9 protein-coding genes and 3 pseudogenes are annotated in these 13683 nt (G+C 46.2%); 1 reads left to right on the forward strand and 11 read right to left on the reverse strand.

Features of this window, described 5'->3' with window-relative positions:
* The 4 genes and pseudogenes from CK1_RS05285 to CK1_RS05300 form a co-directional block, all read right to left on the reverse strand.
* On the reverse strand, window positions 1-1159 hold a 1159-nt coding region (locus CK1_RS05285), incomplete at its 3' end, for a diaminopimelate decarboxylase (RefSeq protein ID WP_306288779.1).
* 52 nt (window positions 1160-1211) lie between these two features.
* A pseudogene (gene pyk, locus CK1_RS05290) lies at window positions 1212-2648 on the reverse strand (pyruvate kinase); the annotation flags it as partial.
* A gap of 26 nt (window positions 2649-2674) precedes the next feature.
* Complete coding sequence (locus tag CK1_RS05295) at window positions 2675-3565, reverse strand: cation-translocating P-type ATPase (protein WP_015525259.1); 891 nt, start codon at window positions 3563-3565, stop codon at window positions 2675-2677.
* 30 nt (window positions 3566-3595) lie between these two features.
* A pseudogene (locus CK1_RS05300) lies at window positions 3596-4536 on the reverse strand (magnesium transporter CorA family protein).
* Window positions 4537-4791: 255 nt separating this feature from the next.
* Here CK1_RS05300 and aroC point away from each other — a divergent pair.
* Window positions 4792-5856 carry a chorismate synthase gene (gene aroC / locus CK1_RS05305; protein WP_306288780.1) on the forward strand — a complete coding sequence of 355 codons (1065 nt, stop codon included), beginning with the start codon at window positions 4792-4794 and terminating at the stop codon, window positions 5854-5856.
* Between the two features lie 128 nt (window positions 5857-5984).
* Here aroC and CK1_RS05310 read toward each other — a convergent pair whose 3' ends face one another.
* From CK1_RS05310 to hemA, 7 genes and pseudogenes are all read right to left on the reverse strand, one after another.
* A complete protein-coding gene (locus CK1_RS05310; RefSeq protein ID WP_015525261.1) occupies window positions 5985-7067 on the reverse strand; it encodes a lactonase family protein in 1083 nt (360 codons plus the stop codon).
* A 188-nt stretch (window positions 7068-7255) separates the two neighbouring features.
* Window positions 7256-8536, reverse strand: coding sequence for a glutamate-1-semialdehyde 2,1-aminomutase (gene hemL, locus CK1_RS05315; RefSeq protein WP_015525262.1), 1281 nt, complete (start codon window positions 8534-8536; stop codon window positions 7256-7258).
* Window positions 8536-9519: a porphobilinogen synthase gene (hemB, locus tag CK1_RS05320; RefSeq protein ID WP_022426908.1), complete on the reverse strand. Its 984-nt coding sequence runs from the start codon at window positions 9517-9519 to the stop codon at window positions 8536-8538. The genes hemL and hemB overlap by 1 nt, the downstream gene beginning before the upstream one ends.
* Window positions 9520-9521: 2 nt before the next feature.
* Entirely contained in the window at window positions 9522-11027 is a 1506-nt protein-coding gene (cobA, locus tag CK1_RS05325) for a uroporphyrinogen-III C-methyltransferase (protein ID WP_015525264.1), read from the reverse strand.
* Window positions 11024-11916, reverse strand: a pseudogene (hemC, locus tag CK1_RS05330) (hydroxymethylbilane synthase). Before hemC ends, cobA begins: the two are co-directional and overlap by 4 nt.
* On the reverse strand, window positions 11903-12394 hold the full coding sequence (locus CK1_RS05335) for a precorrin-2 dehydrogenase/sirohydrochlorin ferrochelatase family protein (RefSeq protein ID WP_015525267.1): 492 nt from the start codon (window positions 12392-12394) through the stop codon (window positions 11903-11905). Before CK1_RS05335 ends, hemC begins: the two are co-directional and overlap by 14 nt.
* On the reverse strand, window positions 12384-13613 hold the full coding sequence (gene hemA, locus CK1_RS05340; RefSeq protein ID WP_015525268.1) for a glutamyl-tRNA reductase: 1230 nt from the start codon (window positions 13611-13613) through the stop codon (window positions 12384-12386). Before hemA ends, CK1_RS05335 begins: the two co-directional genes overlap by 11 nt.
* Window positions 13614-13683 lie beyond the last annotated feature (70 nt).

Genomic DNA, 13683 nt, shown 5'->3' on the forward strand with positions numbered 1-13683 from the left:
CTGCAGATTTCAGTTTACCATTGTAGTTATAACCCATTGCAAAACCATGAGCACCTGTATCATGGATCACAAGAAGATCTCCCTTGTCGATTTTCGGAAGCATACGGTCAATGGCAAATTTATCATTATTCTCACAGAGGGAACCTGTCACATCATATTTATGATCGCACGGCTCTTTCTCCTTACCCATAACCGTAATGTGATGATAAGCACCATACATAGCCGGACGCATCAGATTTACTGCACAGGCATCTACGCCGATATACTCTTTATGTGTATGCTTCTCATGGATTGCTTTTGTGACAAGGCAGCCATACGGTCCCATCATGAAACGGCCAAGCTCTGTATAGATCGCAACATCACCCATTCCTTCCGGAACAAGTACTTCTTCATAAACCTTGCGGACACCCTCACCGATCACACGGATATCATTTGGCTCCTGATCCGGTTTATAAGGAATTCCGATACCACCGGAAAGGTTGATGAATTTAATGTGTGCACCTGTCTCCTTCTGAAGCTTCACGGCAAGCTCAAACATAACCTTTGCAAGCATTGGATAATAATCATTGGTCACTGTGTTGCTTGCAAGGAATGCATGGATTCCGAACTCTTTGGCACCTTTGGATTTCAGGATACGGAATGCGTCAAAGATCTGCTCGGTAGTCATTCCGTATTTTGCATCTCCGGGATTATCCATGATACCGTTACTGATCTTAAATACTCCACCTGGATTGTAACGGCAGCTGATCACTTCCGGGATTTTTCCGAGAGCTTTCTCTACGCTCTCAATATGTGTGATGTCATCAAGGTTGATGATCCCACCGATCTCATCTGCATATCTGAACTCTTTCTCCGGTGTGTCATTGGAAGAAAACATGATATCGCCCTTTTTGCAGCCTACTGCCTTGGCCATCATAAGCTCTGTTTCTGAGGAGCAGTCGCAGCCACAGCCATACTCCTGCAGAATATTGATCAGATATGGATTCGGTGTTGCCTTTACCGCAAAAAATTCCTTGAATCCTTTGTTCCATGCAAAGGCCTCTTTCAGGGCTTTTGCATTCTCACGGATCCCCTTCTCATCATAGAGATGGAAGGGTGTCGGAAACTTTTCAGTAATTTCGTTAAGTTTCTCAAGTGTCACAAATGGTTCTTTTTTCATAATAACTGCATCTCCTGTTTTTCCGACTGCTGTTCCCGAAGAAAACTCAGTCTTATTCTGCCTCAATCACGTGCATCATATTTGTCACTGCACCACGACCGTTTGTCATGTTGGTCGCAGGGTCTCCTGCTGTAAATACAACAAGGTCTCCTTTATGTATCAGATGACGGCTGCGGACAACATTCATGGCCTGAGACATGATATGGTCCGTGGTATCTCTCTGATATCCTTTCAGAGGTGTTACACCCCAAATCAGCTGAAGTTTATGCTGGATGGTTGAGTTTGGTGTAATCGCATAGATTGGAACCTTCGGGCGGAAATTGGAGATCAGTCTGGCTGTATTTCCACTCATTGTCGGTGTTACGATAGCGTTCGCCTTCAGGTTCTTTGCAGTACGCACCGTTGCAAGTGCCACTGCACTGGAGATCTTCTCTCTTCCATCCATGGAACGATGTTCAATAAACACTTTATAATCCAGATGCGGCTCTGTCATCTCTGCGATATCTGCCATCATCTTAAGAGCATCAACCGGATATTTACCAGCTGCTGTCTCTCCGGAAAGCATGATCGCATCGGTTCCGTCGTAGATCGCATTGGCAACATCAGCTACCTCTGCACGTGTAGGACGCGGATTACGGATCATGGAATCAAGCATCTGTGTTGCTGTGATAACCGGTGTATAATGTTCGTTACACTTACGGATGATTTCCTTCTGGATGTGAGGTACCTGGCTTGCAGGAATTTCCACACCGAGATCTCCTCTGGCAACCATGATACCGTCAGATGCTTCAATGATGGAATCAATATTCTCAACACCCTCTGCATTCTCGATCTTCGCGATAATACCGATATCCTTTCCACCATTATCATTCAGAAGCTTACGGATCTCACGGATCACCTCTGCGGAACGGACAAAAGATGCCGCGATGAAATCAAATTTCTGCTCGATACCAAAGATAATGTCCTTCTTATCCTGCTCTGTGATTCCCGGAAGATTTACTTTTACATAGGGAACATTTACACCCTTCTTCTCTCCCAGCTCACCACCGTTTAAGATATCACAGACAATATCGGTTTCCTTGATCGCCTTAACCTCCAACTCGATCAGACCATCATCAATGAGGATCCTGTTTCCCGGTTTTACATCCTTGTAAAGTGTCTCATATGTGATAGCAACCTTTGTGCTGTCGCCTTCAAAATCGCCAATTCCAAGTACAAACTGTTTTCCCGCTTCCAGCTTAACCTTCTGTCCGTCCTTTAAAAGTCTGGTACGGATCTCCGGTCCCTTTGTGTCAAGAAGCATGGCAATAGGCATATCAAGCTCCTCACGAAGCTCCTTGATCATATCCACACGGCCCTTCTGCTCCTCGTGGTCTCCGTGAGAAAAGTTGAATCTGGCAATATCCATTCCATTCTCCATAAGAGCCTTCAGAGTTTCCCTGTTATTACTGGCAGGTCCAAGTGTACAGATAATCTTAGTTTTTTCATAATAATGTTCTCCTTCGTTTGTGCGTTTTACTGTACGTGTTTATGTGTAAATAAATGATCCTGACAATATTCATAATTTCCGTTGCACTTTGAGCAGAAACGAAACTCCAGGTTTGGGTCATCCTTTTCGGTACGTCCGCAGATCGCACATTTATGCTTGGCGATCCCATCCGGACCGGACCCTGTTCTGGAAGGAGCCACAGCCTTCTTAAACTGCTGCCTCCTGTGGATCTCCTTCGGATTGTATCGGTTCATATCACGGGTACTGAAATAAAAGATCACAAAATTTAAAAGTGATGCTACGATCGGTACTACACCTACCCAAAGCCCGACTCGAAGATAAGATACGATATCCCACGCAATGAACAGTCCGTATACAAAGGCCATCCATTTCATCCTGATCGGGATCACAAACATAAGAAGCAGCTGAAGATCCGGATATGTGACTGCATAGGCAAGGAAAATAGAAAGACTGATATAATATGTGGTAAAAATATTTCCGCCAAGAGAATAGGCGATCCCGTTCATAACCACATAACCACCTGTAAATACATGTAAAAGCACTGCTGCGATCACAGTAAACAAAACACCTGAAAAAATATACAATGTGTACCGAAAAGTTCCCCAGGTATGTTCCAGTGAAGTACCGATCGGATAATAGAAAAAAAAGATTGCGAGAAGGAACATCACAAGATTGCCAGTTCCTCCCACACTGGACGGCGGATAGATCACCCATGTCACCAGTCTCCAGATCTGTCCCTTCATGACCATGGACATATCAAGACTCAGCATGTTCAAAACTCCCGGAGCAAACATAGCCAGAAAATACCCCAACACATAACATCCGATGATGTAAACAGTCAGATTCGGAACCCCGAATCTTCCGAATTTACGTTCCAGTTTGTCAATAAATTTCATTAAAATCTCCTTTCAGAAAACTTTTGAAAATCAGAAAAATCGCTTCTTGGAAAGAATGATCGCTGCCACAACACTGATTGCCACAGAAATCAGGATAATGATCAGAAATCCCAATGGACTCCTTGATAAGGGCATACCGGAACCAGCCACATTCATTCCGTAAGCACTGAACACAATAGTCGGAATACTCATGACAATAGTAATGATTGCCAGTACCTTCATAACGATATTCATATTATTGGAGATGATCGATGCAAAAGCATCCATAGTTCCGTTCAGGATACCGCTGTACACATTGGCCATTTCGATCGCCTGCTTATTCTCAGTGATGACATCCTCCAGAAGATCGGTGTCCTCCGGATATTTCTTGATGCTGTCTATCTTCAGAAGCTTCTCCAGCACAACCTCATTGGACCGGAGTGATGTGATAAAATAAGTCAGGGATTTCTGCAGCTCCAGAAGCTCGATCAGCTCTTCATTTCTTGTGGAAAGATGCAGTTTTTCTTCCACCTGCTCACTTTTTTTGTCAATGATACGCAGATAACGCAGGTACATGCTCGCATTTCTGTAAAGGATCTGAAAGATAAAACGGGTCTTCATATAGGTAAAAAGCTCCGGACTCTTCCCTCCATAAATCTGGTAAGAACCGGTGTGTCCTCCAGACAGATGGTAAAGATCATAGACCCCGTCACAATGATGCCAAGCGGTATTGTCCCATACCAGTCCTTGTCATTACGTTCCTCGATCATAGGAACATCAACCAGGATCAGTGTATAATTATCCTCAACTTCGATACGTGACCGTTCTTCCTCATCCAAAGGGGATCGTAAATCGTCAACCTCTATATCAAACTTCTCGGAAAATTCAAAAATCTCTGTTGCCGTCGGATTCGTCAGCGCAATCCAGCAGCCTTCCTCCGGTTCCTGTATCTGGTGGATGGCTCCGTCTATTGTCTTGTAAATCCTTACCACGATTCCCACTTCCCTTCTCTTGCTTTTCTTTTGCCAGGGCAAAATTCTTTTTTATTATAAATAGTCAAAATAGCTTTGTCAATTCATACCTTTTCTTTTTAAAAGAGCTTTTAAATAATTTCACATGATCTTTACATAAAAATTCATTCTGCCTTCCACGTTCTTTACATTTTTTCCGGCTTCCTATATAATGATTCCAGAATTCCAACGAAAGGAAGTTATACAAATGAGTCAGTCATCATTCGGAAAAAATTCGTGGTTACCACCTGGGGAGAATCTCACGGCAAGGCTATCGGTGCCGTTCTCGACGGCTGTCCCGCAGGTCTTTCTCTCTGCGAAGAAGATATCCAGGTTTTTCTTGACCGGAGAAAGCCCGGTCAGAGCCGTTATACAACTGCCCGTAAGGAAGGAGATCTGGTGGAGATCCTTTCCGGAGTTTTTGAAGGAAAGACTACCGGTACTCCAATTTCTCTTCTGATCCGCAATACAGATCAGCGTTCCAGAGATTACGGAAATATCGCATACTCCTATCGTCCCGGTCACGCAGACTTTACCTTTGACCAGAAATACGGATTCCGTGATTACCGTGGAGGTGGACGCTCCTCCGGAAGAGAAACCGCCGGACGTGTGGCAGCCGGTGCCATTGCCATCAAGCTGTTAAACGAACTTGGCATTACATTTACTACCTACGCAAGATCCATCGGTCCTGTAGAGATCCGGTCCTTCTCAGAAGAAGAGATCCGAAATAATGCACTCTGCATGCCAGATGCCGACGCAGCCGCAAAGGCATCTGCCTATCTCGAACAATGTCTGAACAGTCAGGACAGTGCCGGCGGTGTGATCGAATGCCGCATCAAAAACGTTCCTGCCGGTCTGGGCGATACGGTTTTTGACAAGCTGGATGCTACCCTCGCTCATGCGATCATGTCCATTGGTGCTGTAAAAGCTGTTGAGATCGGTGACGGCATCAACGTGACACGTCTTACCGGTTCCGAAGACAACGACGGTTTTGTACAAAAAGACGGCATTATTTCCAAAACTTCCAACCACGCAGGTGGTATTATGGGCGGTATGAGTGATGGCAGCGATATCATTCTCCGTGCACATATCAAACCAACTCCTTCCATCAGTCAGTCTCAGTCTACTGTGACCAACACCGGAGAAAACCTGGAGCTTGAGATCAAGGGCCGGCATGATCCGGTGATCGTACCGCGTGCAGTAGTCGTTGTGGAAGCTATGGCAGCACTTACCATTACAGATGCACTTTTTAACAATATGAGTGCACGGATGGATCGTATCCACGAATTTTATCAGCGGTAATTTCACATTTTGACCTGTCAGATAAAAAAATATAAATGCGCAAAAAAACAGACTCAGGGAAAGTTCCTACTCGTCCCTGAGCCTGTTTTTGTCTGCCTGTGCAAGACTTACTTTGATCAATCCTGTTCTTAATCCAACTGCTCCCATGTATCCGGTACCGGCCAGATATGGATACAGTTCGGTGTCTCGATCTTTCTCGGTTTTTCGTTCATCATGATGATATTCTTTTCATAATCCACAGTGAAAACGGTAATACTGTTGCTGGCATGATTGGCAATAGCAATATGCTTGTTATCCGGGAAGATCATAAGATCCTTCGGGTAATCACCACTGATCGGAAGTGTAAATTTCTTGGTCAGAAGGCCTGTTTCCTGGTCTACTGCATACATAGTCACAGTATTTTCCCCTGCTGTTGTACAGAAAAGATATTTACCGTCCGCAGAAAGAGACATACCGGAAGCTGCGTTATGGAGCGCATCATTGGAATCCTCTTTTCCAAGAGTGGTAATGCTCTGAAGCAGCTGAAACTCCGGGTTCTTACCGCTTCCGTCATAGCTGTATACCTTCACCTCATTGCTGAGCTCAAAAAGAAGATATGCAAATCTTCCGTCATCACTGAAGCGGATGATACGAGGGCCGCTCTCTCTCGGGCAGCGAAGAATGTCAACCAGCTCCAGTTTGTCTTTCTTCTTATTGATACGATAGATCTTAACCTGATCGATACCATTATCTACCGCACAGAGATACTTATTATCCGGTGTCGGACGTACACAATTAACATGCGGACGGAAGTTACGCTCTGCCACGCTTCCAAGTCCCTTGTGGAAAACGCCGTCCATAACACTTCCCAGACGGCCGTCTTTATGTGTATGTACAACCGTTACCTTACCATCATGGTACCCTGCCACATAAAGATATCTTCCGTCCACATCTGTTGCAAGATAGCAGCCTCGCATTCCGTTGATATCCACACTGTTGAGGCGGGTAAGATCACCGTTCTTGTCTCTTTCAAATACAGCTACACCCTCATCCTCAATGGAATACAGATATTTACCGTTTTTTGATACTGCCAGATGAGAAGCATTGCTAACTTCCACTTCGCTTCGTTCTGTGAGTGTTCCTTTTTCTACATCTACATCGTATACCTGAATTCCCTTACTGGTTCCATGGGTATATGTTCCCACGTAAGCCACGTACTTCTTTTTTCCCATAAGTTCTGGCCTCCTGCTTTTTACATTGGTTACGTATTTTTGTGTTTATTTTATCACAAAGCTTCTGCAAGAACAAGTTACCATCCTGTTATCTTTTGTGCAATTTTTTATGCAAAGCTACCGTTCACTATGGCGTTCACACATAATCCACGCAAATGAATCGGCTCCTGCGCATCCATTACGCCTCTTTACAGATCTCCCAAAGCGCCTCTCATTGCTTCCAGAGTTTCATCAATTACTTCATCTGTATGCGCTGTGGAAAGGAACATCGCCTCAAACTGGGAAGGTGCAAGATGAATGCCTCGTTTCAGCATTCCCTTGAAATATTTTGCAAAAAGCTCCAGGTTGGATGTTTTTGCAGAAACATAGTCTTTTACCTCCTGGTCTGTAAAGAAAATACTTGCCAGAGAAGAATCATAGTTTACCTGATATGGAAGACCTTTTTCCTCCACGATCTTCTTCAAGCCGCCGTAAAGCTTCTCACCTTTGGCAGCCAGATCTTTGTAGATTTCCTGATGCTCATAGAGATATTTCAGCTGTGTGAAACCTGCAGCCATGGCAACCGGGTTTCCGCTTAAGGTACCTGCCTGGTATACAGGACCACACGGTGAGATCAGATCCATGATCTCCTTACGTCCGCCATAAGCGCCTACCGGCATTCCTGCGCCGATTATTTTCCCGTAGGTGACAAGATCCGGACGGATACCAAAATACTCTGCTGCTCCGCCAAAGGCAAGTCGGAAGCCTGTGATCACTTCATCAAAGATCAGCAGACAATTATGCTCATCGCAAAGCTCACGAAGCCGCTTTAAGAAGCCTGGTTTCGGAGGAACCACACCCATGTTTGCTCCTACTGCCTCCACGATCACGGCTGCCACATTTCCCTCTTCCTGTTTGAGAAGTGCTTCCACACTGGCGGCATCATTGTAGGTAGCCGTCATGGTATCCTGTGTACAGCCCTTCGGAACACCGGCGCTATCCGGAATACCACTTGCCATGACACCGGAGCCGGCACTTACCAGAAGGCAGTCACTGTGTCCGTGATAGCAACCTGCAAATTTGATGATCTTGTCTTTTCCGGTAAAACCTCTTGCTGCACGGATGGCACTCATAACAGCTTCTGTTCCTGAGTTTACCATACGGATCATATCTACATGTGGAATATGTTCACAGATAAATTCTGCGATCTCTACTTCGATTCCTGTAGCACAGCCAAAGCTCAGGCCATTTTCGCAGGCCTTGATCACACTCTCGCGGATCTCCGGGAAATTATGTCCCAGGATCATCGGGCCCCAGGAATCAATGTAATCCACATAACGGTTTCCATCTACATCATAGATGTAGCATTTATCTGCTTTTTCAATAAAACGAGGTGCCTCACCGATGGCTCCGTAAGATCTTACCGGGCTGTTTACGCCTCCCGGGATTCTTTTTACCGCACGCTCAAATAACTGTTCTGATCTTGTCATCAGCCGATCCTCCCTTCATCCATAAGTCTTGCCAGAAGCTCCGCATAATAGGTAAGATAGATCTGCGCACCGGACCGGAATGCTCCTGTAGCCATCTCACCCACGATCCTTTCTTCGTCGATCCAGCCGTTTGCAGCTGCTGCTTTTACCATTGCATACTCACCACTGACACTGTATGCGGCAACCGGAACGTTTGTGATCTCCTTTACCTGCCAGATCATGTCCTGGTATGCAAGAGCCGGTTTTACCATGATGATATCTGCACCCTCTTCCACATCTGCAAGTGCCTCTTTCAGCCCTTCTCTGCTGTTGTGAGGATCCATCTGGTAGCTTTTTCTGTCCCCAAAAGACGGAGCAGAATCTGCTGCCTCACGGAACGGGCCATAAAATGCAGAAGCATATTTTACTGCATAGGACATGATCGGTGTTGTATAATGTCCGGCCTTGTCCAGACACTGACGGATTGCTGCAACACGACCATCCATCATATCAGACGGAGCAACCATATCTGCACCTGCCTCCACGTGGGAAAGTGCTGTTTTTGCAAGAAGCTCCAGCGTCTTGTCATTGTCCACATCATGACCGCAGAGAACGCCGCAATGGCCATGGGAAGTGTACTCACACATACATACATCTGTTACATAATAAAGCTCCGGAAATTTCTCTTTTGCAATGCGAAGAGCTCTCTGAACGATCCCCTCCGGATCATAGGCACCGCTGCCCACTTCATCCTTATGGTCAGGAATACCAAAAAACATCACACTGCCTACACCGGCTTTGGAAAGCTGTTCCAGTTTATACGGAAGACGGTCCAGGCTGTAACGGTACTGCCCGGTCATGGACGGAATTTCTTCTTCCTTATTTTCTCCTTCCATTACGAACATAGGATACATAAGAGAAGATTTATCCATTCTTGTCTCACGTACCATCTTACGAAGGTTTTCGCTACCTCTTAATCTTCTTGGTCTTTTTGTCAGTTCCATGATCATTCGCTCCTTTTCATATCCACCACCAGCTTGACAAGACTGTCAATGGTGGCTTTTTCTGACATATATGCTTTCATTCCAAAGCTCTCAGCAGCCGCCTTCGTCTGTCTGCCGATGCAGGCCGCCTTAACCTTTGAATAATCCAGTCCTTTTGTTCCCTCTACAAATCCCTTCACAGTGGAGGCACTTGTAAACACCGCACAGCTGATCTGTCCTGTTTCAAATTCCTTCTTCTCATCGATGAGCTGGCTCTTTTCGTAAAGAGTCTGATAAGTCGGAACATCCTCGACCACAGCGCCTGCCTGTGCAAGAAATGCGGTGAGCTTTTCATTACCCTTTTCTGCCCGCGGGATAAGTATCTTTTCTCCACCGGAAAGAAGCTCTGAAAGTTCCTTTCCAAGAGTATCCCCGTCATATACCGACGGCACAAAATCTGCCAGCAGACCTCTTTCCTTCAGGGCCTTTTTTGTTCCTTCCCCGATCACGGCCAGACGGGCATTTCCCATGGCACGGATATCTTTTCCATGGCGGATCAGTTCTTCAAAAAATACCCTTACACCTGTAGGGCTGGTAAATACAAGCCACTGATATTCCTCCAGGTGATCCAGCGCTTTATAGAGACGGCTCTGGTCTTCCATGGGGACAGTACGGATCGCCGGAAGCTCCAGAACCTCCGCGCCTTTTTCACGAAGCATGTCCGCAGTTCTGGAAACAAGCTCCTTCGGTCTTGTGACAAGGACCTTCCATCCTGAAAGCGGCAGTTCTTCATACCAGCCAAACTTCTCTGCCAGTGTACATACCTTACCCACCACAATGATCGCCGGTGTCTCAATCCCCTGGCGTTTCACCTCTTCTTCCAGGGTAGAAACTGTTGCTACGATCCGTTTCTGACCTGCTGTAGTTCCCTTCTGCAGGATCGCCGCAGGCATGTCCTTTTCCATTCCTGCACCTATCAGACCCTCGCAGATATCCGGAAGTGCGGACACGCCCATCAGAAATACAAGCGTTCCCTTTGTATCAACAAGTGCCCGGAAGTCTATATCATATTCTTCTCCGGCCCTCTTATGTCCTGTAATGATGTGGACTGAAGAACAGAAATCCCTGTGTGTTACCGGAACCCCGTTATATGCCGGTACTGCAATGGAGGAAGTAACACCCGGAACAACCTCATAAGGGATCCCATTCTCCCGAAGAAGCTCCAGCTCCTCTCCTCCTCTTCCAAAGAGGAATGGATCTCCGCCTTTCAGGCGCACCACACGAAGACCCCGCTGTGCCTCCTCAAGAAGTACCTGATTGATATTTTCCTGACGCATGATATGGTGACTGGCACGTTTGCCTACATTGATCAGCCTGGCATTTTCCGGGATTCTTGACAGAACTCCCTGACCTACCAGACTGTCATAGACGACCACATCTGCCTGTTCCAGCACTTTGAGGCCTTTTAATGTAAAAAGGCCGATATCGCCAGGACCCGCTCCTACCAGCCATACTTTTCCTGTTTTCATCTGTTTTCTCCTTTTTTCCGAAGAGTTTCTGCCAGTTCCCTGCCTAAGCTTTCCGCATCTGCCTTATTGCCACGCAGTGTTCCTGTTACATAGGAACCGTCTTTTTCATTATAATAAAGCCCTCTGAGATAGATCTCATCCCCGAGAATTTCCGCATGGGCAGCCACCGGAGAAGAGCATCCTCCATCCAGGAGCTTTACAAAAGCACGCTCCGCACTTCCCGCGGTCCAGGCATCCTTATCACAGTAGCCCTCCAGGAAATCATAAGCTTCCCCTTTTCTTCCCTGTACAGCAAGGATTCCCTGACCAGCAGCCGGAATGATCTCATCTGCTGTAAAATACCGGTTGATCCTGGATCCCAGTCCGAGTCTCTTAAGGCCGGCAGCAGCCAGGATCAATGCACTGTACTGTCCTTCATCCAGCTTCCGGAGTCTTGTCTGAAGATTTCCGCGGATACTTCTGACATCCATATCCGGATACAGTTTTTTAAGCTGTAAGGTTCTCCTTAAGCTGGAGCATCCAAGGGGCTTGCTTTTATCAAGTTCAGAAGCTCCCTCAGGAAGAACCAGTACGTCTCTCGGATCTTCTCTTTTGGAAAAAGCCAGAAGCGGCAGCTCCTCCGGAACCTCCATAGGCATATCTTTCAGGCTGTGTACAGAAAGAATACTTCTTCCATCTATCAGTGCTTTATCCAGCTCCTTTACAAAAAGCCCTTTTCCGCCAACCTTATCCAGTGTACGGTCCAGAATGATATCCCCGGTAGTTTTCATAGTGAGGATTTCCACTTCCAGATCCGGATTTTTCCTTTTATGTAGTCACGGACCATTTCGCTCTGCAGCACTGCAAGCTTACTCTCTCTGCTGCCGATCACGATCTTATCTCTCTTCATCTTCATCCTGCTCTCCCAATACTTTTTCCAGCGCATTCTGAATCTCTTCCCTTACACGCTTTGCTTTTTTGTGATCCAGTCCGCTGGCTGTAACTCCAACTACCATTTCATCCCGCATATATACGCCCGGAAAATAAAAATCACAGGCTTCCCGGTCGGAGGCTACATTAACATAAATGCCCTCCTCCTTACAGACACGGTGGATCTCATCATTCAGCTTCCAGTCATTGGTGGCTGCGATCACCATATATGCGTTGGCAAAGTCTGAACGTTTCACGGGACGGATATATAAAGTTACAGTTCCTGCTTTTCCAAGATCCATAAGCTCCTGGGTCACTTTTGTAGCCACTACCGTGATATTTCTTGTAAATTTCAGAAGAGTCTTTATTCTTCTGGTAGCAATATTACCACCACCTGCCACAACGATATTTTTATCGGACAGGTCTATAAACATGGGGAAATAAGGTTTATTCTTCATAAAGTTTCTCCAGTCCTTCCACACATTCCAGAAAAGCATCCTGGTTCAGGCTGTCCCGAAGCCCGAAGATCAGCTTGTTCACAACCTTTCCGGCTGCAGTATCCACTGCTTTTTTCAGTTTTTCTCTGTCTGAATCCTCCATAGGAGTTTTCCGGAAGATTTTTTCGATCCTCAGGTTCAGATCTTCCACAGCATCCGCTTTGATCTCCTGGATGCGCGGGATGATATCACGACCTTCCAGCCACTGGAAAAATTCGTTCATCTGGGCCTTCACAATGGCTCCTGCTGCTTCCAGGTTATCTGCAAGTTCCTTCGGTGTCTCGCCGGTTCGGAAGCTGTCCATATCATAAAGTGTGATGTTATCTTTTTTTCGGATCTCCGGATCAATATCTCTTGGAACTGCCAGATCGATAAGGATCATAGGTCGTTCCACACGTACATCCTCAAACAATTCTTCAGTCAGTGTATAATTGGGGCTTGCTGTTGCGCTGACCACCAGGTCACACTCCGGCAGATAATCCATTCTCTCACCATAATTGATCCTGCTGCATCCAACAGGAATGCTCACAACACCACTTCTGTACTGACGGATCGTAACCGTCACATCCGCTCCTGCTTCACGCAGTGTCTGGGCAGCCATCTTCCCCATCTCACCGTTTCCGATCACCATACAGACTTTATTGCGAACATGATAACCGCCCTCTTCCAGAAAACGGATGGCCTGATGGATCACAGAAGGATTTCCATGGGAAAACGGCACTTCCGTTTTGATCTTCTTGCCTGCAGTTACCGCCATACGGAAAAGCACCTCCAGAACACTGTCTGTGGTAAACTCATCCCTTGACATACTCAACGCATCTTTTACCTGGGTCAGAATCTGATCTTCCCCCAGGATCTGGGATTTCAGTCCGCTGGTAAGATAAAAAAGGTGCTCCACCGCCTCTTCGTTTTCTCTGCTGGTAAAATACTTCTGGTATTGTTCTCCCTGCACACCTTTCAACGAGCAGAGCCACTGATACAGGTCCGGCTTCTCCTCATCTGCAGTACTTACCCACAGTTCCAGCCGGTTACAGGTCGACAGAATAATACACCCGCAGATCCCAGCTTCTTCTTTCAGCCTGCGCAGCGCCTCTCCGGTATTTTTACGGGTAAAAGCAAACTGCGCTCTGACATCTACAGGTGCCATATTATGATCGATTCCAATCATGAATATACTCATGTCCTACGTTTCTCCTTTGTTTCCACAATCTTTTATTATGATAAACATTTCCGTAAGGAAAGTCAACTAC

This window comes from Ruminococcus sp. SR1/5, assembly GCF_000209835.1.
In the GTDB taxonomy this organism is placed as follows: Bacteria; Bacillota; Clostridia; order Lachnospirales; family Lachnospiraceae; genus Blautia_A; species Blautia_A fusiformis.